Below are 21595 nucleotides of genomic sequence, written 5' to 3' on the forward strand. Positions count from 1 at the left end.
TGGATTTACAACTGCCCAGTATCCACGGAGGCGCGGGCCGCGTCGCGTGCGCCGAGACGCAGGTGCTCGATGTGGTAGACGGCTTCGTCGAGGAGCTGGGCGACGTGGTTGTCGTACAGGCTGTACTCGATCCGGCGGCCCTGGCGGACTCCGCTGACCAGGCCGAGCGCGCGCAGCAGGCGGAGCTGGTGGGAGACGGCGGACTGCTCCATGTCGACGGCGGCGGCGAGCTCGGTCACTCCGCAGGGGCCCTGGCGGAGCTTGGTCAGGATCATCAGCCGCGACGGGGTGGCGAGGGCCTGGAGGGTGGCGGCGATGGTCGCCGCGGACTCGGCGTCCAGGTGGGTTGCGGGGGTCGTCTCGCCGTTCACTCCGTGTCCCATGCGCTCATCGTAGCCGCGCTTGTATGTCAATACGTGAAGACCTCTTCATGTGTTCGGGTATGGTGATGCCCCGCATGGCCCCGCATGGCTTTCACGGCCCGCACAGCCCCCGCACGCCCCCAAGAATGAGGTGCTCGCCCCATGGCCCTCCCGGAGCTGGACACCCCTCAGGCCACGGCCCCCGCGCGGGCCCCCGGCCGAGCCGTCGGCCGTACCCGCGCCACGGCGCTCCCCGAAGTGCGCTGGGCCGCGCTCGCCGCCCTCGCCTTCCTCGCGGCCTTCCCCCTCGACCTGGCCGGCGCTCCGGCCTGGGCCTGGGGGCCGCTCTACGCGGTCTGCTACGCCGCCGGCGGCTGGGAGCCGGCCCTCGCGGGCCTCCGGGCGCTGCGCGAGCGGTCCCTCGACGTCGACCTGCTGATGGTGGTCGCCGCGCTCGGCGCCGCCGCCATCGGCCAGTACCTCGACGGCGGGCTCCTCATCGTGATCTTCGCCGTCTCCGGAGCTCTGGAGGCCCTCGCCACCCGCCGCACCGCCGACTCGGTACGGGGCCTCCTCGACCTCGCGCCCGCCACCGCCGTACGCCTCACGGGAGCGGGAGCGGTGGCGCGCGAGGAGACCGTCGAAGCCACCGCGCTCGGCCCCGGCGACATCGTCCTCGTACGGCCGGGGGAACGCCTCCCCGCCGACGGCACCGTCCTGAGCGGTACGAGCGACGTCGACCGGGCGAGCATCACCGGCGAACCGCTCCCGGCACCCGCCGCACCCGGCGACGAGGTCTTCGCGGGCGGCCTCAACGGCACCGGGGCGCTGCGCGTCCGCGTGGACAAGGACCCCGGCGAGTTCGTCGTCGCCCGGATCGTCGCCCTCGTCGAGGAGGCCGGCGCCACCAAGGCCCCCACCCAGCTCTTCGTCGAGAAGATCGAACAGCGCTACTCCGTCGGCGTCGTCGTCGCCACCCTCGTGCTCTTCGGCCTGCCCGTCGCCTTCGGCGCGGACCTCACCGAGGCCCTCCTGCGCGCGATGACCTTCATGATCGTCGCCTCGCCCTGCGCGGTCGTCCTCGCCACGATGCCGCCCCTGCTCTCCGCCATCGCCACCGCCGGCCGGCACGGCGTCCTCGTGAAGTCCGCCGTCGTCATGGAACGGCTCGGCGCGGTCGACCGGGTGGCGCTCGACAAGACGGGCACCCTCACCGAAGGCACGCCCCGGGTGACCGCCGTACGCGGTGACGGTACCGCCCTCGCGCTCGCGGCCGCGGCCGAACTCCCCAGCGAGCACCCGCTGGCCCGCGCCGTGGTCGCCGAGGCCCGCGCACGCGGACTGCGCCTGCCCGAGGCGACCGGCTTCGCCGCCGAGCCCGGCCGGGGCGTACGGGCCGTGGTCGACGGCCATGAGGTACGGGTCCACCGGGCCTCCGGCAGCCACGGCGACACCGCCGTCGAGGTCGTCGTCGACGGCGCCCCGGCCGCCGTACTGGAATTCTCCGACCGGCTCCGCGAAGGCGCCCCCGGGGCCGTCGCCGCCCTCGGCCGGCTCGCCGGAACGGCCCCCACGCTGCTGACCGGCGACAACGAGGGCGCCGCCGCCAGGATCGCCGCGGAGACGGGCATCGACGACGTCCGCGCCGGACTCCTCCCGCACGAGAAGGCGGAGGCGGTACGGGAGTGGAAGCGGGCGGGCGCGAAGGTCCTGCTCGTCGGCGACGGCGTCAACGACGCCCCGGCCCTCGCGGCCGCCCACACGGGCGTCGCCATGGGCCGGGCCGGCTCCGACCTCGCCCTGGAGACCGCCGACGTGGTCGTCGTCCACGACGAACTGGCCGCGATCCCGGCCGTCGTGGCCCTCTCGCGCCGCGCGCGACGACTGGTCGTCCAGAACCTGGTGATCGCGGGCGTCTGCATCGGCGCCCTGGTCGTCTGGGACCTGGTCGGCCACCTGCCGCTGCCCCTGGGCGTCGCCGGCCACGAGGGCTCGACCGTCCTCGTGGGCCTCAACGGCCTGCGGCTGCTGCGGGAAGCGGCCTGGCGCCGAGCGGAGAACGCCACGGCCTGAACCGCCGGTTCACCTCCGCCACGGCCTCAGCCCGTCTGTCGCGCGGGGCAGTTCGTCGGCGAGCAGACGGCCTGCCAACGCACCCCCGAACACGACCACGCCGACGGCGACGAGCCAGGTCTGGATGACGAGGAACGCGCCGAAAGGACCGTAGGTGACCGCGCTGGACGCGATCAGCGGGGAGAAGACGAACCGCGAGAAGACCCTCAGCCCGAACAGCCCGAGCACCGTCGCGAGCGCTCCGGGCAGCAGCGCCGGCCACGCCACGCGTCCGCCGAGCAGCAGCCGCTGCGACCACCAGAAGAAGAGGGTGCCGCCGACCAGGGTGAGAGCGCCACGGACCGGGACACCGCGCCAGAAGGACGAGACCGCGAAGAGATAGAGGGTCCCGATGAGGACGGCGAGCCACAGCACGTGCCGCCAACGCGCCCGCCACCGGGCCGGGGGAAGGTCCCAGACCTTCTCGTAGCCGCTCTGCACCACCGTGCCGAACGAGAGCCCGAACACGGCGAGCAGAGCGAGCCCGAAAGCCGTCGTGGTCCTCCGCACCTGGCCCGGCAGCGCGAACAGCCGCCCGATCTCCTCTCTGGCGGCCTCCGACACCCCGAGGGCGTCACCGAGCCACTGCGCGAAGCCCTGCCCGCTGCCCGCGCCCGCCGCGGACACGACGATCAGGAGCGGAACGAGCGTGAGGAACGCCAGTGACGCGAATCCCAGTGAGCGCTGCCACAGCGCGAATTCGCTGACGGGGCCCCAGTGGTGCCCGGCCCGGAACCGGCGGATCCCACTGCGTACGCGTCCGAGCGGGGACGGTCGCCCTGGGGGAGGGGCGGAGGTCATCAGGCTGCCGGCGCAGACGGTCAGCGCAGTCCGGGGTCGCCGGGCTCACCGGGGAGCGGCCAGGACTCCTGCCCGCGCGAGGGCATGCTCCCGGGGTCGGGCGTACGCATCGGTCCGGGACCCTCCCGTACGGGCGCGTCGGTCGGTGTCGGCGGTGCGTCGGCGGCGTCCGAAGGCCGGATCCGGCCGCGCCAGGCGCCGGTCTCGTGCTCGTGTTCCTCCATGAAGCCCTTGAACCGCTTGAGGTCGCCCTTGACCCGCCGGTCCAGGACTCCGAGCGCGTCGCCGGCCTTCTCCGCCATACCGCTCGGCTCCATGTCCATCGCCAGGCTCACCCGGGTGTGGCTCTCGTCGAGACGCTGGAAGGTGACGACGCCCTTCTGCCGGACGTCACCCCCGACCGTGCGCCACGAGATGCGCTCGTCGGGCAGCTGGTCGATGATCTCGGTGTCGAATTCGCGACGGACGCCGGCGACCTTGGTCTGCCAGTGGCAGTGCCGGTCGTCGAGCTGTGTGACGTCCTCGACGCCCTCCATGAAGTTCGGGAACTCCTCGAACTGGGTCCACTGGTTGTACGCGTTCCGCAGCGGAACGTCGACGTCGATGGTCTGCTTCACCATGCTCATGGCGCTTCCTCCTGCTCGTCGTCGAGGGACAATGCGGGGTCGCCTCGCGCGTACCCCGTGACACACGGGTCATTCGTCGCCGTCCGGACGGTCGGCACAGACGGTCGCCGGCACAGGCGTCCCGGGCGGCATCGCCGACGAGGGCGGCGGACCGGGGCCGCACCCGACCGGATTCGTCCCATACCGGCGACCGGCCACGATGTCGCGCGCGAAGCGCCCCACCGGCGCCGGACGAGGACGGGATCGCGCACCGAATTCGAGAACGTACGACTTCGGACCCATACATCCCTGGGATCGCGGGCAGACGCGGTCCATGGGTGGCGCGACACAGCGACACCACCGGCCACGAGCCCGTGGTCCCACCACGAGCCGGGCCCCCTACGAGAGACCGGGACACACCATGATCCTCGTCGGCCTCATCCTCCTTCTCATCGGATTCCTCACGGGAGTCTCCATCATCTGGACCATCGGGATCGTCCTGCTCGTCATCGGGGCCGTCCTCTGGATCCTCGGAGCCGTCGGCCACGAAGTGGGGGGCCGACGCCACTACTACTGAGCCGCCTCCTGCCGGCAGCACGAGCCCGAGGAGGCGAGATGCCGGACCTCGGCGATTTCGCCACCGCCCTGGACGACACGATGTACGTGGTCACCGCGGCCTCGGGCGGGCGGCGGGCAGGCTGCCTCGTCGGCTTCGCCTCCCCCTGCTCCATCCGGCCGCCACGGTTCGTGGTGTGGCTGTCCACCGTGAATCACACGCACCGTGTGGCACTTGGAGCCCACCACCTCACGGTCCATGTGCTCGCCCGCGAGCAACGGGCCCTCGCCGAGCTCTTCGGCGGTGAGACCGGGGACCGCGTCGACAAGTTCGCCCGGGTCGCATGGCGGCCCGGGCGCGACGGCAGCCCCGTCCTGTCGGAGGTACGGGTCTGGTTCACCGGCCGGGTCGAGGCGGTCCTCCCGGGCGGCGATCACGAGGGCTTCCTCCTCAGCCCCGTCGAGCAGGCGGACCCCGTCGACGAGCCGCCGACAGCACCGCTGCGGTACGGCGACGTCCGCGATCTGGCGCCGGGGCACCCCGCGTGACGCCTCGGGCCAGGTCCCGGGTCAGGCCTGGGGCTCAGGCCCCGGCCAGTCGTCCGGTCACGCCTCCGACCGCCCCAGCTCCGCCAGCGCCCCCGTCAGCCACTCCACCCAGAACCGCTCCAGGTCCACCCCGCCGCGCAGGACGACATGGCGCAGCCGGTCCGGTTCCGTACGGCGCCGTTCCGCCGGGAAGTCGCGCTCCTCGATCGCGAGGTACTCGTCCAACTGCTCCCGGTGCAGCGCGAGATGGCGCTCCAGTTCGGCGCGCAGCCCCTCGGCCCCGACGATCGCGGCCGCCCGCATCCGCAGCAGCAGGGCGGACCGCATCGGCTTCGGGTCCTCGGACCTGGCGACCCAGTCGCCGAGCTCCACCCGGCCGGCGGGCAGCACCTCGTACTCCTTCTTCTGCCCCCGCGCGGGCACCGGAGCGGGCAGGGCGCGGATGTGCCCCGCCTGCTCCAGCCTGCCCAGCTCGCGGTAGATCTGCTGGTGCGTGGCCGACCAGAAGTAGCCGATCGACTTGTCGAAGCGGCGCGTCAGTTCGAGGCCGGAGGACGGCTTCTCGAGCAACGCGGTGAGGATCGCGTGCGGGAGGGACATGCTCGCATCCTAGGTTCGGCCGGCCACACGGATCACCGGGCCGGGATCACAGCGCCGCTGCCAGCCGCGTGCCCTGGTCGATCGCCCGCTTGGCGTCCAGCTCGGCTGCGACGTCCGCGCCACCGATCAGGTGCGCCGAGCGCCCGGCGGCGACCAGCTCCTCGTGGAGGGCCCGCTGGGGGTCCTGGCCGGAGCAGAGGACGACGGTGTCCACGGGCAGGAGCTGGGGCTCCCCGTCGATGGTGAGGTGCAGGCCCTCGTCGTCGATCCGCTCGTACGACACGCCCGCCACCATGGCGACGCCCCGGTGCTTGAGCTCGGTGCGGTGGATCCAGCCCGTCGTCTTGCCGAGGCCCGCGCCGACCTTGGAGGTCTTGCGCTGGAGCAGGTGCACCTGGCGCGGCGGCGCGGTGCGCTCGGGGGCGCGCAGTCCGCCCCGGTTCTCGTACGACGTGTCCACGCCCCACTGGCGGAAGTACGTCTCGGGGTCCTGGCTCGCCCCCTCCCCGCCGTCCGTGAGGAACTCCGCGACGTCGAAGCCGATGCCGCCCGCGCCGATGATCGCGACGCGCTCGCCGACCGGCGCGCCGTCCCGCAGCACGTCCAGGTAGCTGACGACGCTCGGGTGGTCCACACCCGCGATGTCGGGGGTGCGGGGGGAGACGCCGGTCGCGACGACGACCTCGTCGTAGCCGTCCAGATCGCCGGCGGACACGTACGTGTTGAGGCGGACGTCGACCCCGCGCTCGGCGAGCTGCACGCGGAAGTAGCGCAGCGTCTCGTCGAACTCCTCCTTGCCGGGGACCCGCTTGGCGACGTTGAGCTGGCCGCCGATCTCGGCGGCGGCGTCGAAGAGGGTGACCGCGTGGCCGCGCTCGGCCGCCGACACCGCGCAGGAGAGTCCGGCGGGGCCGGCGCCGACCACCGCGACGCGCTTGGCGAGCCGGGTGGGGGAGAGGACGAGCTCGGTCTCGTGGCAGGCGCGCGGATTGACCAGGCAGGAGGTGATCTTCAGGTTGAAGGTGTGGTCGAGGCAGGCCTGGTTGCAGCCGATGCAGGTGTTGATGGTGTCGGCGCGGTCCTCGGAGGCCTTCGCGACGAACGCGGGGTCGGCGAGGAAGGGGCGGGCGAGCGAGACCAGGTCGGCCCGGCCGTCGGCGAGGATCTCCTCGGCGACCTCGGGGGTGTTGATGCGGTTGCTGGTGACGAGCGGGACGGAGACCGCGCCCATCAGCTTCTTCGTGACCCAGGTGTACGCGCCGCGCGGCACGGAGGTGGCGATGGTGGGGATGCGTGCCTCGTGCCAGCCGATGCCGGTGTTGATGATGGTGGCGCCGGCCGCCTCGATCTCCTTGGCGAGCCGGACGACCTCCTCCAGGGTGGAGCCGCCGGGGACGAGGTCCAGCATGGAGAGGCGGTAGACGAGGATGAAGTCCTCGCCCACCCGTTCGCGGATCCGGCGGACGATCTCCAGCGGGAAGCGGACGCGGTTCTCGTACGAGCCGCCCCACCGGTCGGTGCGCTGGTTCGTGGCCGCGGCGATGAACTCGTTGATGAGGTAGCCCTCGGAGCCCATGACCTCGACGCCGTCGTAGCCCGCCTCCTTGGCGAGCTCGGCGCAGCGGGCGTAGTCCTCGACGGTCTGCTCGACCTCGGCGTCGGTCAGCTCGTTCGGTACGAAGGGGCTGATCGGGGCCTGGATCGCGCTGGGCGCGACGAGGGCGGGGTGGTACGCGTACCGGCCGAAGTGCAGGATCTGCATCGCGATCCGGCCACCGGCGTCGTGCACGGCGTCGGTGATCAGCCGGTGCTCGGCCACCTCCTCCGCCGTGGTGAGCTTGGCCCCGCCGTCCCAGGGGCGGCCGGCCTCGTTGGGCGCGATGCCGCCGGTGACGATGAGGCCGACGCCGCCGCGGGCGCGCTCCGCGTAGAAGGCGGCCATGCGCTCGAAGCCGTGCTCCGTCTCCTCCAGGCCGACGTGCATCGAACCCATGATCACCCGGTTGGGCAGGGTCGTGAACCCGAGGTCGAGCGGGCTCAGCAGATGCGGGTACGGGGTGGTGGGGGTCGGGGTCGCGGTCATGAGGGCGCCTCCTCGCGCAGGATCAGTCGACCTCAGTCTCAGGGACCCCCCATCCTTCTGCAACTAGTTGCAGAAGATTCGGAACGTGATGTCTACTACTCGGTAGCAAGTGGCGGAGCGGCCGCCCAGGCATCCAGCTCCTCCGGTGTCCGCGGCTCCGCCGCGTCCGGGGCGAGCAGCCCGTGGGCCCGCAGCAGCCGGCCCACCGACGTACCCCACGGCCGCCGCAGCCGCGCCGCGTCCAGCAGGGCGTCGTCCCCGAGGAGCTCGGCGACCGGACCGGTCCGCAGACCGGCGGGGGAGAGCACCGCGGCCTCGTCCGCCCACCGCAGCGCGAGATCCACGTCGTGCGTCGCCATCACCACCGTCGTACCGGAGGCGCGGAGCCGCGCGAGGGCGTCGAGCAGCCGCTCCTGCCCGTGCGGATCGAGCCCGGCCGTCGGCTCGTCCATGATCAGCACCCGGGGCCGCATCGCCACGGCACCGGCGATCGCGGCCCGCTTCCGCTGCCCGTACGACAGCAGGTGCGTCGGCCGGTCCTCCAGGGCCACGATGTCCAGCGCCTCCAGGGCCTCACGCACCCGCAGCCGCACCTCCTCCTCCGGCAGCCCCAGGTTCATCGGCCCGAAGGACACGTCCTGACCGACCGAGGCCGCGAACAGCTGGTCGTCCGGGTCCTGCACCACGAGCTGCACGGTCGTCCGCAGCCGGGTCAGCCCCTTCCGGTCGTACGCCACCTCCGTCCCGTCCAGGAGCAGTGAGCCGCTCCCGCGCCGCAGCCCGCCGCTGAGCAGCCGCAGCAGCGTCGTCTTGCCGCTGCCGTTCCGCCCGAGGAGCGCGATGGCACGGCCCTCCGCCACCGCGAAGTCGACGCCGGACAGGACCGCCGGCCCGTCCTCGTAGGCGAAACCCGCCTTCACCAGCTCCACCACTGGGGTCGCGGGGCTCGTGGGGGTCGTCGGAGACGTCACGGCAGGAACCTTTCGAGTACGAGGGTGAGGGCGACGAGCCCGCAGAGCAGCGCCACGGCCGCCGCCAGGAACCGGCGGGAGACCGAGGCGGCGGGGACCAGCACCCGCAGGGTCCCGTCGTAGCCCCGTCCGGCGAGCCCCGACTGCAGGCGTTGCGCCCGGTCGAAGGCGCGGACGAACGAGGTCGCGCCGAGCCCGGCGAGCGAACGCCAGGTTGCCGCCCGGGTGGTGTGCCCGAGCCGGGCGGCCTGCGCCTGCCGGATCTTGGACAGGGAGTCGAGGAGGAGGAAGATGATCCGGTACATCACGAGCGCCACGTCCACCACGGGAGCCGGCACCCCCGCGCGGACGAGCCGGGGGAGCACGTCGGACACGGGCGTCGTGAAGGCGAAGAGCAGCACCCCCAGCGAGGCGGCGGCGGTCCGCAGCAGCAGCTCGCCCGCATGGACGGGCCCGCCGGGCGCGAGGGCCACGAAGCCCCGCGCCCCGCCCACCTCGAAGAGCAGCGGCACCGCACCGGTCACGCAGAAGCCGAGCGGCACGCGGAAGGCCCGCCACAGCTGACGGCCCGCGACCCCGGCCGGGCCGAGCAGGACCATGAGCGTGGCCGCCGCGACGAGCACGGCACCCGGCCACGGCGGCAGACACACCGCGCACAGCGTCAGACCGAAGCCGAGCAGGGCCTTCTCGACGGGATGGCGGCGGCGCCACCGACTGCTGTGCGCCGCCGCGTCGATCGGCAGCATGGGCGGCTACGCGTCCTTGCTGCCGGGTGCGGGGACCGAAGGCACCGAGGCTTCGGCGCCCCCGGGGTCCCCGACTCCTCCCTCGCCGGCCGTCCTCGCGAGGGCACGGGCCTCACCCTGCCGACGCCCGCGCCGCACACCGAAGTAGTACGCGAGGACACCGGCGCCCAGCGCCGCCTGGAGCGCGAAGAGCGCCGACTCGATCTCCCCGGACGGCGGCTCGTACAGGGGGCTGAACCAGGGCTCGTAATCGGGCTGGAGCTCCGTGATCGCGGTCTCGGCCTCCGCGTCCGCCCCGGTGAACGGCTCCTCCTTGTGGTCGCCGAGCCCCAGCGCGAGCGGCAGCACCGCGAGCGCGGCGACGACGAGCAGCAGCAGGGCGTTGATCTTCGTGTTCCGGCTGACGGTGAAGCTCATCGCGCGGCCGCCCCCTCGTGTCGCTTCGTGGCGGACCGGGTCAGGACGCCCAGTCGGGTCAGCTCGCCCTTGCTGGACTGCGTGAGCAGGCGCATCACGAGCACCGTGAGCAGGCCCTCGCTGACGGCCAGCGGGATCTGGGTCACGGCGAAGATGCCGCCGAACTTGGCCAGCGAGCCCATGACGCCGCTGCCCTGGTCGGGAAAGGCCAGCGCGAGCTGCACGCTGGTGACGCAGTACGTGGACAGGTCGGCGACGAAGGCGCCGAAGAAGACGGCGACCATCAGCGGCGCGCCGAGCCGGCGCACCAGCAGATAGGTCCCGTACCCCGCCCAGGGTCCGACGATCGCCATGGAGAAGGCGTTCGCGCCGAGCGTGGTGAGCCCGCCGTGGGCGAGCAGCAGGGCCTGGAAGAGCAGGGTGATCGTCCCGAGGACCGCCATGATCGGCGGCCGGAAGAGGATCGCGCCGAGCCCCGTACCCGTCGGATGCGAGCAACTGCCTGTCACGGACGGGAGCTTGAGCGCGGACAGGACGAACGTGAAGGCGCCGGAGGCGCCGAGCAGCAGGGTGGACTCGGGGTTGGACCGCACCTCGCGGGTGAGCGCGCGGACCCCGTGGACGACGAACGGAGCGGCCGCGACGCCCCAGGCGGCGGCGTGTACGGGGGGCAGATACCCCTCGGCTATATGCATGGTTGGGAGACCCTCTCCAGCACCTCGTGGATGGACAACGCACCCTGGCCGGTCTCCTGGCTGACGGTCATGCGTCCCGACTCCGCCTTCCCACACCGCAGCGGTCTCCCGCAACGGTCCAGTGGCTTGCCCGAGGGTGTCTCCCGCGGGTGTGGAGCCGGAACTCCCGATCACAGTGGCGAGGGCCGCACCGGTACTGCACCGGTTTCCCGTACACCAAGGCCCTGTGACACTAGTGCGTTGACCAGGTACATCACAACGCGAAGGGGAACGAAGCGATGGAGAATGTCCGACAGACGGTCAGTTCCGGCTCACCACTCGAACCGGAGATCGGGTTTTCCCGGGCCGTTCGAAAAGGGGCGCACGTGGCGGTCGCCGGGACGGCCCCCATCGGCGACGACGGGACCGACGTGGCGCGAGGAGACGTGTACGGGCAGACCGTCAGGTGCCTGGACATCGCCGAGGCGGCGCTGAAGGCCGCGGGGGCGTCGCTGGAGGACGTGGTCCGGACGCGGATCATGCTCACCGACGTGACCCGCTGGAAGGAGGCCGCGCGCGCCCACGGGGAACGCTTCGCGGAGATTCGCCCGGTCACGACCTTCGTCGAGGTCTCACGCTTCATCGATCCCGAGTGGCTCGTCGAGATCGAGGCCGACGCCGTCCTCGACTGAAGGCGGGGCGAGCGGGCCGGCCGTCGGCCGGCCCGCTCGCCCGGACTGCTTCCGCCACCTACTTCGGCACGGTGGCGATCTGGATCAGATTGCCGCAGGTGTCGTCGAAGACGGCGGTGGTGACGGGGCCCATCTCCAGAGGTTCCTGCGTGAAACGGACCCCGAGACCGCGCAGGCGGTCGTACTCCGCCTGCACGTCCTCGACCGCGAACTGGGCCAGCGGGATCCCGTCCTGGACGAGCGCGTCACGGTAGGGCTTGACCGCCGGGTGGCCGGAGGGCTCCAGGAGGAGCTCGACGCCCGCGGGGTCGTCGCGCGAGACGACGGTGAGCCACCGGTCCGTCTCGCCCAGCGGGACGTCGTGCTTCTTCACGAAACCGAGGATCTCGGTGTAGAAACGCTCGGCCTTGGCCTGGTCGTCGACGAAGACGCTGGTCAGCTGGATCTTCATGAGGTGCTCTTCTCCGGTCCGGGTGTGTCGCGCACGGGCCACCGCTCGGCGATGTGCCGCAGCGGGGCCGTGTTCAGGTCGTGGAACTTGTAGCGCCCCTCCCGCCTGGTCTCGACGAGTCCGGCGGCCTCCAGCACCGCGAGGTGCTGGGAGACCCCCTGGCGCGAGATGCCGAGCTGGTGCTTCATGCTCAGTCGCGCACAGATCTCGAACAGTGTCTGCCCGGACTTCTCGGTGAGCTCGTCGAGGATCGTGCGGCGGGTGGGGTCGGCCAATGCTTTGAAGAGGTCGTCGGCCACCACTCCAGGATAGGTAACTGTTCACTTGCCTATCAAGTCGAGCATGCGCTCTTGCGGTCCTCACTCCTTGCGATAGGCGTACGCCTCCGAGGCCGCGGCGGCCACCGCGTCGAGATCCCCGCCCGCGCTCGCCGTGACCAGGGCGGCGACCGCGCCCTCGACGAACGGCGCGTCGACCAGCCGGGCGCCCTCCGGCAGCTCGTCGCCCTCGGCGAGCAGCGCCTTCACGGTCAGGACCGCACTGCCCAGGTCCACCAGGAGCGCGACCCCCGCGCCGCCGTCGACGGCCTCCGCCGCAGAGCGGATCAGCTCGGCGCTCGTCCCGAGGCCACCGTCGGGAAGGCCGCCCGCGGGAAGGATCGGCGCGGTCCCGCCACCGCCCGCGAGGCCCACGGCCAGCGCCGCGACCGAGGCCGCGACGTCCGCGCTGTGCGAGACCAGGACGATGCCGACGGGCGCGGCCGGGCTCACGCGGCACCCTCCGCGCGGGCGGTCCCGGCGAGCTCCGCGAACAGCAGCGCGGAGGACGTCGCCCCGGGATCCTGATGACCGATCGACCGCTCGCCGAGATAGCTGGCCCTTCCCTTGCGCGCCCGGAGGGGTACGGTCGCGAGGGCGCCCTCCTCGGCCGCCGTGCGCGCGGCCCCGAAGGAGGTCCACAGCGCCTCCACGGCCGGAACGAGCGCGTCCAGCATCGTCTTGTCGCCCACCTGGGCGCCGCCCAACTGGGACACGGCGGCCACGCCGGCACCGAACGCCTCCGCGAGCCGCTCCCTCCCGACGCGCTCGTCCTCGCCCAGAGCTTTCCCCGTGCGGCGCAGCAGCGTCCCGTACAAGGGCCCGGAAGCCCCTCCCACCGTGGAGATCAGCTGCCGCCCGGCGGCGACGAGGACCGCGCCGGGCGTCGCGGGCGGTTCCTTCGCGAGCAGCTCCGCCACGGCGGCGAAACCGCGCTTCAGATTGACGCCGTGGTCGGCGTCGCCGATCGCCGAGTCGAGCTCGGTGAGCAGCCCGGCCTCACGGTCCACGGCCGAGGCGGTGCCCTCCAGCCACCGCACGAAGAACCCCGCACCGAACGTCTCGCCCCTACTCACTCCCACTCCCTCTCCCATGCGTCGCCTCACCGTCCCCAGCGCAGCGCGGCCGTCCGCACGGGCGCGTCCCACAGCCGCAGCAGCTCCTCGTCCACCTCGCACAGGGTCACCGAGCAGCCGGCCATGTCGAGCGAGGTCACGTAGTTCCCGACGAGGGTCCGGGCCACCGGGATCCTGCGCTCGGCCAGCACGCGCTGCACCTCCGCGTTGAACCCGTACAGTTCGAGCAGCGGGGTCCCGCCCATCCCGTTCACGAGCGCGAGCACCGGACCGGACGGGCGCAGGTCCTCGACCACCGCGTCGACGGCGTAGTCCGCGATCTCCCGCGAGGTCATCATGCCGCGCCGCTCCCGCCCGGGCTCGCCGTGGATCCCGATACCCAACTCAAGCTCACCCTCAGGGAGTTCGAAGGTCGGACCGCCCTTGGCAGGGGTGGTGCAGGCGCTCAGCGCGACCCCGAAGGACCGGCAGCGCGCGTTCACCCGACGGGCGATCGCCTCCACCTGCTCCAGCGGGGCACCCTCCTCGGCGGCGGCCCCCGCGATCTTCTCCACGAACAGGGTGCCCCCGGTCCCGCGCCGCCCGGCCGTGTACAGACTGTCCGTCACCGCGACGTCGTCGTCGACGAGAACCTTCGCGACCTGGACGCCTTCGTCCTCGGCGAGCTCCGCCGCCATCTCGAAGTTGAGTACGTCACCGGTGTAGTTCTTGACGACGAACAGCACTCCGGCGCCGCTGTCGACGGCAGCCGCGGCCCGCACCATCTGATCGGGAACGGGCGACGTGAAAACGGCCCCGGCGCACGCGGCCGACAACATCCCCGGCCCCACGAACCCGCTGTGCAAGGGCTCGTGCCCGGACCCGCCCCCGGACACCAGGGCGACCTTCCCGGCCACGGGAGCGTCCCGCCGCACGACGATCCCCTGCTCCACGTCCACGGTCAGCTCCGGGTGAGCGGCGGCCATCCCTCGCAGAGCGTCGGCGACGACGGTCTCCGGAACATTGATCAGCATCCTCACGTGTGTCTCCTTGTGATTCGAGCGGAAGGGCCTTTGACTTGTGTCTTCGCAGATCAGGTGGCGTTCCCGAGGTAGATGACCTTGGCGTTGCGTGACGGCCGGAAGCGCCTTCTGCCGGTGCTGATCCGGTGCCGACTTATGTGATGGTGCGTCAGTTATGCGCGTTGCTGTGGTAGATGGCGATCGAGATTCCCGGCTCGGACGATATCGACCTTGCCGCCGCAAAGAGCGCATGGGCAAGACTGATTCCTGCGAGTGTCTTCCTGTCGCACCAGATGGCGCCAAGGCCGCCATGCACGGAACCAGGCTCGCGTCCGTCCGGTGTCGTTGGCCGGCGCGCGCCGGTGAGACATTCGGTGCACCGGGCGGTTCCAGGTTGCCGGAGGCCGGGGGCTTGAGAGTAGGGCTGACCCAGTGCATGGGACATTCCTGAACTGGCTCAGAAGGGTGACGGGGACGAGAGAAGATGCACCATGGATCCCCGCATACCCCGCCTGCGTCGCAAGTTCGCCGCGATCCCGATCCAACCACTGCGCAGCCACTCCTTCGGGGAAGAGCAACACGGGGAGAGGTACTCGCGCCACCACTCCCGCTCGTGCACGGCCGGGGCGCCGTAGGCATAGCCGGCGGGTGTCTCGCCGTCGTGGGGCGATGACGCAGTCGAAGCCGGGCAGGCCGCTCCAGTGGCCGACGAACCAGGCGAACCGCTCCTGGTCGTGGAACTCGTCGGTCTCGGCGGCGTGGACGCCGGCGTGCACGGGCCCTTGAACAACCGCCCGTGCCGGCCGGTGCCGCTGCAGGGAGCAGCTTGCGGCCGTCCGCCGGCACGAACGCCCCGGGCGGTCACTTTCCCTGGCTGTTGCTGGGGGTGTCGCACAGCGCGCGGTCGACGAGGCCGCTCGCGGCCTTCTGCTGCCGGATCGTTCTGTCGAGGTCAGTGAAGCTGGTGGACATGGAGACGGTGACGGCGCGGCTGCCGTCGTCGGTGGCGCCGTTCAGGGTGATGTAGCCGGCTTCTCCTCCTTGGTGGCTCCAGTAGCTGCCGCCGCAGGTCAGGGGGCGGTTGGCCAAGCCGAGGCCGTAGCGTCCGCCGGGCCAGAATGCCTCGAACTGCTTGGCGACCGGGACGGTGTCCTTCATCTCGGCCATGCGCGCCTCGGACAGCAGCCTGCCGCCCAGCAGTCCCTGGAAGAAGCGGTTGACGTCCGCCGTGGTGGAGACATAGCCGCCGAGGTCGGGGACGATCTGTTCGGTGACGTCGGTCCGTTCGGCGGAGGCAAAGACCTGGTAGCCGTCGGCGTGCGGGCGACGAAGGGTGGACGTGTCGCCCGACAGGTAGGTGTGGTTCATGCCGAGCGGTTTCAGGATCCGGCTCTCGACCTCCTCCTGCCACGGGCGGTTGGTGGCCTTCTCGACGATCATGCCGAGGACGACGTACCCGGTGTTGGAGTAGCTCCAGCCGGTGCCGGGCTGGAAGTCCGGCCGGTGCTTCATCGCCCGGGCGACGATCTGTTCGGGGGTGTAGCTGTCGTAGCGGTGCCGGTAGTAGTCCTGCGGGGTGTCGAAGCCGGGAAGGTCGTCGTGGAGGCCGCTCGTGCTCTGCAGGAGCTGGCGCAGAGTGATCTTCCGTCCGTCGTTGCCGTTGCCGTCGATCACTCCGGGCAGCCAGCGGTCCACCGTGTCGCCCAGTGACAGCCGGCCCTCGCCGGCCAACTGCAGGACCACAGTGGCCATGACCGCCTTGCCGGTGCTGGCCATCCGGAAGTAGCCGTCGCGGGGCACCGGGCGGTTCGTGCCCGCCACGGCGACGCCGGCGACGGAGACCAGGTCCCGGCCGGAGGCGGTGGTCACCCGCGCCTGGACGCCGGTGATCCCCAGCGCTTGGAGGGCAGAGGTATCCCGGCGCAGGTCGTCCTGCTGGTAGCCGGGCGGGGACGTTGCGGCCGCGCCGTCCGGAGGCTGGGCGGCTGCGGCCACACCGGCTGTGCCGAGTGCGGCCGCCGCGACGGCCAGCCACCCTCGGCCGATCCGGCGGTGACGCTGCTGGGACGGGCGGTGCTTCGGCGCGGAGGCCGGGATCGTGGATCTCATGGATCCCACGCTAGGCAAGCGTCGAGTTGCGGGTCCCTACCGCAGGCGGCCGATCGCAACCTACAGCTGGCTGTAGTGCCGCAGGGACGCCCGGCACGTACCGTGGCGCGTCCGAGGGGTGCTCCCGGTCCCGTACGACAGACGAAGGCGAGCCAGTGCACGGTGTGAACGGCAAGGCCCGCGCGCGGTTGGTCCAGGCCTTGATCCAGGCCAGGCGCAGCGGACGCTACCTGCTCGGCACCCTGATGACCGCGACGGTGACGCTCGTGGCGGCGCCACTCCTGTGCGTACCGTCGCTGGCGGTTTCCTGGGCGGAGCGCCACCGCCGCCGCGCCGGGGCGCTGCTGGGCCGACCGGTGCAGCAGCGCCCGCGCGCCCTGCGCCGCGACCTCGGGTGGCTCGTGGCACAGGTGGCCACCGGCCTGCCCGCGGGCTTACTCGCCCTGCTGTGCCTGGGCAACCTGCTCCTCGTCCTTTGCATCATCGTGGCGTGGTGGGCCTTTCCCCCGTCGGATCCGCCACGGCTGCCGCTGCTCGATGTCCGTATCGACAGCTGGGCCACCGCGCTGACGATCGGTCCGGCGCAGTTCCTGGTTCTTGCGGCGCTGGTGACCATCGCCCTGCCACCGCTCGCCCGGGTGCACGCGCGATGCTGCCTGGCAGTCCTGGCACCGACTCCCGCGGAACAACTGGCCGCACGCGTCACCGAACTCACCCGGACGCGCACGGACGTCCTGCAGGCGCACGGCGCGGAACTCCGCCGGATCGAACGCGACCTGCACGACGGCACCCAGGCCCGGCTGGTGGCCATCGCCGTGCGGCTCGCCGTAGCCGGGGAGAGCTATTCCCAGGACCCCGGCGCGGCCGCTGCGCTCGTACGGCAAGCCCGAGCCGAGACCGAGGAGGCCATGACCGAACTGCGCTCCGTCATCCGCACCATCTACCCTCCGGTCCTGGCCGACCAGGGCCTCGCCGGCGCGCTGCACACCCTGGCCACCAGGGCCGGCGTGCCGACCCGCATCGACATAGGCGAGCTCGGTGAGGTCCCTGCCGCGGTCGAAGCGGTCGCCTACTTCGCCGTCACCGAGGCGCTGGCGAACATCGCCCGGCACAGCCGAGCCACCAAGGCCGCCGTCCACGTCGCCCGCACCGGCGCGATGCTGTCCGCGGAGATCACCGACGACGGGACAGGCGGGGCGGACTCGTCTCGAGGCAGCGGCCTGGACGGAATCCGCCGCCGCGCCGCCGCCCTGGACGGCACCATGAAGATCAGCAGCCCGCCGGGCGGGCCGACCACCGTCACCGTGGAGCTGCCGTGCGTGTAGTCATCGCCGAGGACAACGTCCTGCTGTCCTCCGGACTCGAACTCCTGCTGGGCTCGCAGGGCTTCGAGGTCGCCGCGATCACGGATGACGTCCCCGGCTTCCTCGCCGCCGTCGAGACCCACCGCCCGGACGTCACCATCGTCGACGTGCGGCTGCCCCCGACCTTCCGCGACGAGGGTATCCGCGCCGCCCTCCAGGCCCGCCGCGACCACCCCGGACTTCCCGTCCTGGTCCTGTCCCAGTACGTCGAGCAGGAATACGCCGGCCGCCTCCTCTCCGACACCCGCGGCGGCATCGGCTATCTGCTCAAGGACCGGGTGAGCCGTATCGCAGAGTTCACCGACGCACTGCGCCGCGTGGCCGCCGGCGGCACTGCGATGGACCCCGAGGTCATCGCCCAGCTCCTCGCCGTCCGCAACGATCCCGTCGATGCCGTCACCCCTCGCGAACGCGAGGTTCTGGCCCTGATGGCCGAAGGGCACGACAACGCCACGATCGCCCAGCGGCTTTTCATCACCGACAACGCCGTCCACAAACACATCGGCAACGTCTTCCTCAAACTCGGCCTGTCGGCCGGCGACAGCGGCCACCGCCGCGTCCGCGCCGTCCTGGCCTACCTCCGCCGCCACGGCGGACCGAACCCAGCCCCCTGTTGAGCAGTCGTCGGTGAAACCGGCCTCGACCATCTCCTCGACGGCCCTCCACAGCTCCGGGCGCTCCTGCCCCTCAGCGGCCTCCGGCACGGCCGCACCGGCAGGGGTGAACACCCCGGCATCATTACGGCTTTCGGTGATCTGCTGGGCGAACGCGAGATTGCTACGAACCGTTCCCGCTGGTGAAGCGATGCCATCGTGAGGCGATCTGGACGTAGATCTCTTCCCGAAGTCCCGCGCGGCCGCTGGCAACCGCCTCCTGCAGGCCGGCCCAGAATTCGTCGTCGCCCGGGCGTCGAACGCCCTCCCCGTCGGGCTCGAAGTCGTAGGGGGAAGAGTCCAGGCGTTCCAGGAACAGTCCGAGCTCGCGGGTGCGGGCAAGGGCCGCATGGCAAGGCCGACTGCTGCCGATGAAAGACGTACTGGTTGGTCCCAGCCGACGCGCACGGCGAACGCCCCCTCAGCCTCCAACCGGCACCGTGTCCTGACCTTCGGGCCGCTGAGCCGCCTGCCCCGCCTCAAGGCTGCGGGCGCTCTTTGCGAATGCGCATTATTGTGCAATTGTCGACTCGAGGTCGCGGTCGCGCACCGGTGCGTCAGTGGTCGGATTCGGGTGATGCCCTTCGATGCCGCCACCGGCGCGCCCTCAATCGTCATGGAAGCGGCATTTCCGTGTCGCCGACTTGATTCGCCGTGCAGCCTCGAAGGGTGAATCGAAAGATGAAGACAGTCCATCTCTTTTTACTCATGCAAAGATGCTTCTGTAGGGTGTGTCACGGGAATCCACAGGTCCTCGTTACGGGAATCCGCAGGGTCAAGACTGCGGAAAACCGGTCCTGCTCAGGCGGTTTACCCCGTGCCCCCGTCCTCCGCCCATGACTAGCGTTCCTTTCGTCGCGGAACGGCAGCCGCCCCGGCGGTTTCCACAGCAATGGAAGGGAACAGAAGGTGCGAAAGAAGCCGGCAACGGTACGGATCGCGTTATGGAGCGCCACGCATCCGTGGTCCGCCATCGGCCTGTGGGTGGTCTTCGTCGTGCTGTGCCTCTTCTTGGGCGGCGCCGCCGGTACGAACAAGATCAGCGACGAGGAGTCGGGAGTCGGCGAGGCCGGCCGGGCGGGCCGGATCACGGCCTCGGGGCACTTCATCGAGAAGCCCGAGGAGAGCGTCCTCATCAGCGCCGCGATCGGCGGGGAGCTCGACGTCGCCACCGCACGGAAGGCCGCCGAGGAGCTCGCCGGGAAGATGAAGGCCCTGCCCGAGGTGGAGAGCGTCGGCACCGCCTTCTCCTCCCCCGACGGCGAGGCCCTGCTGCTCCCCGTGACCATGAAGGGCGACAGCGAGAACGCCGACACGCGTGTCCAGCCGCTGCTCGACGCGAGCGCGGCGACCGAGAAGGCCCACGAGGGGATCAGGATCGACCAGATCGGCACCGGATCCACCGCCAAGGGGCTCGGGGAGACCCTGGGCGAGGACTTCAAGAAGGCCGAGCTGATCAGCCTTCCGCTGACACTGCTGATCCTGCTCGTCGTCTTCGGCGCGGTCATCGCCGCCGGTGTGCCGGTGCTGCTGGCCATGTCCTGTGTCGGCGCCGCGATCGGGCTGTCGACCCTGGCCTCGCACGTCCTCCCCGAGACCAGTGCGGTGAGCAACGTCATCCTGCTCATGGGCATGGCCGTCGGCGTCGACTACTCGCTCTTCTACCTCAAGCGGGAGCGGGAGGAACGTCACAAGGGCGCCTCGCACCTGGACGCCATCGAGATCGCCGCCGAGACCTCCGGCCACACCGTCGTCGTCTCCGGCACGACCGTCGTCGTCTCCATGGCCGGCCTCTACCTCGCTCAGGAGGCCACCTTCGCCTCCCTGGCCACCGGGTCGATCATCGTCGTGGCCGTCGCCGTCCTGGCCTCGCTGACCGTGCTCCCCGCGCTCCTCGCCAAGCTCGGCCGCTGGGTCGACCGGCCGAAGGTCCCGCTCCTCCGGCGGCTCACGACGCGTTCCGACGAGTCCCGGCTCTGGCCCGTGCTGCTGCGCCCCGCCCTCGTACGGCCCGTGCTCACCCTCGTGGTCTCCGTCGGTGCCCTGCTCGCCCTCGCCCTGCCCGCCCTGGGCATGAAGCTGAAGCAGCCCGGCTCCGACGACCTGTCACGCGACATCCCGGTCGTCCAGGCCATGGACCGGCTGACCTCAGCCTTCCCCAGCAGGGGCACCATGCACCAGGTGGCCGTGCGGGCCCCCGCCGAGCGGGCCGGTGAGGTCGAGAACGCGCTCGAGACCCTGCTGAGCCGCACCGAGGACCAGGAGCTGTTCGCCCACGACCGGACGCCCACGATCCGCGCGTCCGGCGACAAGCGCGTGCACACCGTGGCGGTCGCCACCCCGCACTCGCCGAAGAGCGACGGGGCCCGGAAGTCCCTCGAACTGCTGCGGGCCTGGCTGCCCGAGGCGATCGCACCCGTCCAGGACTCCGAGGGCGCCGTCGGCGGCAAAGTCGCCCAGGGCGCCGACTTCACCGTCCATCTGAAGGACCGGATGCCGTGGGTGGTCGGTTTCGTCCTGCTGCTGACCTTCGCCACCATGGTCATCATCTTTCGCTCCCTCGCCGTGGCACTCTCCGCGATCCTCCTCAACCTGCTGTCGGCGGCAGCCTCCTTGGGCGCCATCGTCGCGGTGTTCCAGAACACCTGGGCGGAGGGCCTGCTCGACTTCCACAGCTCCGGGGCGGTCGTCTCCTGGCTCCCGCTCTTCCTCTTCGTCGTGCTGTTCGGCCTCTCGATGGACTACCACGTGTTCGTCGTGAGCCGGATCCGGGAGGCCGCCCTCGACGGGGCGAACGTCCGCGACGCCGTCCGGGACGGCATCACCCGCTCCGCCGGCGTCGTGACCAGTGCGGCGATCGTCATGGTGGCCGTGTTCGCGGTCTTCGGCACCCTCAGCATGGTGGAGTTCAAGCAGCTGGGTGTGGGCCTGGCCGCGGCGATACTGCTGGACGCCGTGGTGATCCGCGTCTTCGTCCTGCCGGCCCTGATGACGGCCCTCGGCCGGTGGAACTGGTGGCCGGGCAACCTGAACTCCGCCCGCCGCGGCCGGCACGCGGCCGGCTCCGAGGAGACCCGGCAGCTGCGACTCCCGCAGCCGGTGCCGGCCGGCGCGACGCACTACGGCCAGGAGCACACTTCCTCCCGTGAGCAGGCGTACGCGCCCCGACAGCACCGGCAGCCGTACGCCCCGCAGGATTCGTACGGCCCGCCGCAGGGCCGGCCGCCGCAGGAACAGCAGGGCCACGACGGCCGACCCGACCTCCACCAGCGGTAGGCGGGTCCCTCCGACGAGGAGGGAGGGAGGAGGGAGAGGTGCCTGCCGTCCCCCGTCGGGCACTTCGCCCTCCTCTTCCTCGCTTCCGCGGATCCCCCGGTACGGGGCGAGCCGGTTCTCGAGGCGGCTCCGCAGGAACTCACGGAAACGCTGCAGAACGGCTTTCTGGTGATCCGCCGAT

Annotated in this window: 21 protein-coding genes, 1 pseudogene and 1 riboswitch; of the genes and pseudogenes, 7 read left to right on the top strand and 15 right to left on the bottom strand. The window is 71.6% G+C overall.

Translation table 11 applies throughout. From position 1 onward, the window contains the following. Positions 1 to 5: 5 nt before the first annotated feature. Entirely contained in the window at positions 6 to 383 is a 378-nt protein-coding gene (locus DEJ46_RS35600; RefSeq protein ID WP_150273039.1) for an ArsR/SmtB family transcription factor, read from the bottom strand. Between the two features lie 141 nt (positions 384 to 524). Between DEJ46_RS35600 and DEJ46_RS35605 the strand changes: the two genes are divergently transcribed. After that, a complete protein-coding gene (locus DEJ46_RS35605; protein WP_150273041.1) occupies positions 525 to 2435 on the top strand; it encodes a heavy metal translocating P-type ATPase in 1911 nt (636 codons plus the stop codon). A gap of 9 nt (positions 2436 to 2444) precedes the next feature. Here DEJ46_RS35605 and DEJ46_RS35610 read toward each other — a convergent pair whose 3' ends face one another. Both DEJ46_RS35610 and DEJ46_RS35615 read right to left on the bottom strand, forming a co-directional pair. Continuing rightward, positions 2445 to 3275 carry a YhjD/YihY/BrkB family envelope integrity protein gene (locus DEJ46_RS35610; protein WP_150273043.1) on the bottom strand — a complete coding sequence of 277 codons (831 nt, stop codon included), beginning with the start codon at positions 3273 to 3275 and terminating at the stop codon, positions 2445 to 2447. Positions 3276 to 3439: 164 nt separating this feature from the next. Then, positions 3440 to 3901, bottom strand: a pseudogene (locus tag DEJ46_RS35615) (SRPBCC family protein); the annotation flags it as partial. A 400-nt stretch (positions 3902 to 4301) separates the two neighbouring features. Here DEJ46_RS35615 and DEJ46_RS39385 point away from each other — a divergent pair. Both DEJ46_RS39385 and DEJ46_RS35620 read left to right on the top strand, forming a co-directional pair. Beyond that, a complete protein-coding gene (locus tag DEJ46_RS39385) occupies positions 4302 to 4457 on the top strand; it encodes a DUF6131 family protein (protein ID WP_190623062.1) in 156 nt (51 codons plus the stop codon). A 38-nt stretch (positions 4458 to 4495) separates the two neighbouring features. Then, positions 4496 to 4984 carry a flavin reductase family protein gene (locus DEJ46_RS35620; RefSeq protein ID WP_150273047.1) on the top strand — a complete coding sequence of 163 codons (489 nt, stop codon included), beginning with the start codon at positions 4496 to 4498 and terminating at the stop codon, positions 4982 to 4984. A gap of 57 nt (positions 4985 to 5041) precedes the next feature. On the opposite strand, the gene DEJ46_RS35625 is transcribed toward DEJ46_RS35620, so the two are convergent. The 6 genes from DEJ46_RS35625 to DEJ46_RS35650 form a co-directional block, all read right to left on the bottom strand. Then, positions 5042 to 5584, bottom strand: a complete 543-nt coding sequence (locus DEJ46_RS35625) for a PadR family transcriptional regulator (RefSeq protein ID WP_150273049.1) — start codon at positions 5582 to 5584, stop codon at positions 5042 to 5044. Positions 5585 to 5630: 46 nt separating this feature from the next. Next, a complete protein-coding gene (locus DEJ46_RS35630) occupies positions 5631 to 7667 on the bottom strand; it encodes an NADPH-dependent 2,4-dienoyl-CoA reductase (protein ID WP_150273051.1) in 2037 nt (678 codons plus the stop codon). Between the two features lie 95 nt (positions 7668 to 7762). Then, entirely contained in the window at positions 7763 to 8638 is an 876-nt protein-coding gene (locus DEJ46_RS35635; protein ID WP_150273052.1) for an ATP-binding cassette domain-containing protein, read from the bottom strand. Continuing rightward, positions 8635 to 9384: a cobalt ECF transporter T component CbiQ gene (cbiQ, locus tag DEJ46_RS35640; protein WP_150273054.1), complete on the bottom strand. Its 750-nt coding sequence runs from the start codon at positions 9382 to 9384 to the stop codon at positions 8635 to 8637. The genes DEJ46_RS35635 and cbiQ overlap by 4 nt, the downstream gene beginning before the upstream one ends. A 6-nt stretch (positions 9385 to 9390) precedes the next feature. Next, positions 9391 to 9801: an energy-coupling factor ABC transporter substrate-binding protein gene (locus DEJ46_RS35645; protein WP_150273056.1), complete on the bottom strand. Its 411-nt coding sequence runs from the start codon at positions 9799 to 9801 to the stop codon at positions 9391 to 9393. Continuing rightward, positions 9798 to 10496: an energy-coupling factor ABC transporter permease gene (locus tag DEJ46_RS35650; RefSeq protein WP_150273058.1), complete on the bottom strand. Its 699-nt coding sequence runs from the start codon at positions 10494 to 10496 to the stop codon at positions 9798 to 9800. Before DEJ46_RS35650 ends, DEJ46_RS35645 begins: the two co-directional genes overlap by 4 nt. Before the next feature lie 28 nt (positions 10497 to 10524). Further along, positions 10525 to 10760: riboswitch (cobalamin riboswitch) on the bottom strand. Positions 10761 to 10774: 14 nt separating this feature from the next. On the opposite strand from DEJ46_RS35650, the gene DEJ46_RS35655 reads away from it, so the two are divergent. After that, positions 10775 to 11167: a RidA family protein gene (locus tag DEJ46_RS35655; protein ID WP_150273060.1), complete on the top strand. Its 393-nt coding sequence runs from the start codon at positions 10775 to 10777 to the stop codon at positions 11165 to 11167. A 58-nt stretch (positions 11168 to 11225) separates the two neighbouring features. On the opposite strand, the gene DEJ46_RS35660 is transcribed toward DEJ46_RS35655, so the two are convergent. From DEJ46_RS35660 to DEJ46_RS35695, 6 genes are all read right to left on the bottom strand, one after another. Next, on the bottom strand, positions 11226 to 11618 hold the full coding sequence (locus DEJ46_RS35660) for a VOC family protein (protein WP_150273062.1): 393 nt from the start codon (positions 11616 to 11618) through the stop codon (positions 11226 to 11228). Continuing rightward, positions 11615 to 11917: an ArsR/SmtB family transcription factor gene (locus DEJ46_RS35665; RefSeq protein WP_150273064.1), complete on the bottom strand. Its 303-nt coding sequence runs from the start codon at positions 11915 to 11917 to the stop codon at positions 11615 to 11617. Before DEJ46_RS35665 ends, DEJ46_RS35660 begins: the two co-directional genes overlap by 4 nt. Positions 11918 to 11977: 60 nt before the next feature. Beyond that, positions 11978 to 12388, bottom strand: a complete 411-nt coding sequence (locus DEJ46_RS35670; protein WP_150273066.1) for a PTS-dependent dihydroxyacetone kinase phosphotransferase subunit DhaM — start codon at positions 12386 to 12388, stop codon at positions 11978 to 11980. After that, on the bottom strand, positions 12385 to 13029 hold the full coding sequence (gene dhaL / locus DEJ46_RS35675) for a dihydroxyacetone kinase subunit DhaL (RefSeq protein WP_150273068.1): 645 nt from the start codon (positions 13027 to 13029) through the stop codon (positions 12385 to 12387). Before dhaL ends, DEJ46_RS35670 begins: the two co-directional genes overlap by 4 nt. A gap of 8 nt (positions 13030 to 13037) precedes the next feature. Further along, entirely contained in the window at positions 13038 to 14030 is a 993-nt protein-coding gene (gene dhaK, locus DEJ46_RS35680) for a dihydroxyacetone kinase subunit DhaK (RefSeq protein ID WP_150273070.1), read from the bottom strand. A gap of 843 nt (positions 14031 to 14873) precedes the next feature. Beyond that, positions 14874 to 16121, bottom strand: a complete 1248-nt coding sequence (locus DEJ46_RS35695) for a serine hydrolase domain-containing protein (RefSeq protein ID WP_150273072.1) — start codon at positions 16119 to 16121, stop codon at positions 14874 to 14876. Between the two features lie 155 nt (positions 16122 to 16276). Between DEJ46_RS35695 and DEJ46_RS35700 the strand changes: the two genes are divergently transcribed. The 3 genes from DEJ46_RS35700 (at position 16277) to DEJ46_RS35710 (ending at position 21414) form a co-directional block, all read left to right on the top strand. Beyond that, positions 16277 to 17446, top strand: coding sequence for a sensor histidine kinase (locus tag DEJ46_RS35700; protein ID WP_223835342.1), 1170 nt, complete (start codon positions 16277 to 16279; stop codon positions 17444 to 17446). Beyond that, positions 17437 to 18102, top strand: coding sequence for a response regulator (locus tag DEJ46_RS35705; RefSeq protein WP_150273074.1), 666 nt, complete (start codon positions 17437 to 17439; stop codon positions 18100 to 18102). Before DEJ46_RS35700 ends, DEJ46_RS35705 begins: the two co-directional genes overlap by 10 nt. 945 nt (positions 18103 to 19047) lie before the next feature. Then, positions 19048 to 21414, top strand: coding sequence for an MMPL family transporter (locus DEJ46_RS35710; protein ID WP_223835343.1), 2367 nt, complete (start codon positions 19048 to 19050; stop codon positions 21412 to 21414). Positions 21415 to 21595: the final 181 nt, after the last annotated feature.

The organism is Streptomyces venezuelae (assembly GCF_008642375.1).
In the GTDB taxonomy this organism is placed as follows: domain Bacteria; phylum Actinomycetota; class Actinomycetes; order Streptomycetales; family Streptomycetaceae; genus Streptomyces; species Streptomyces venezuelae_G.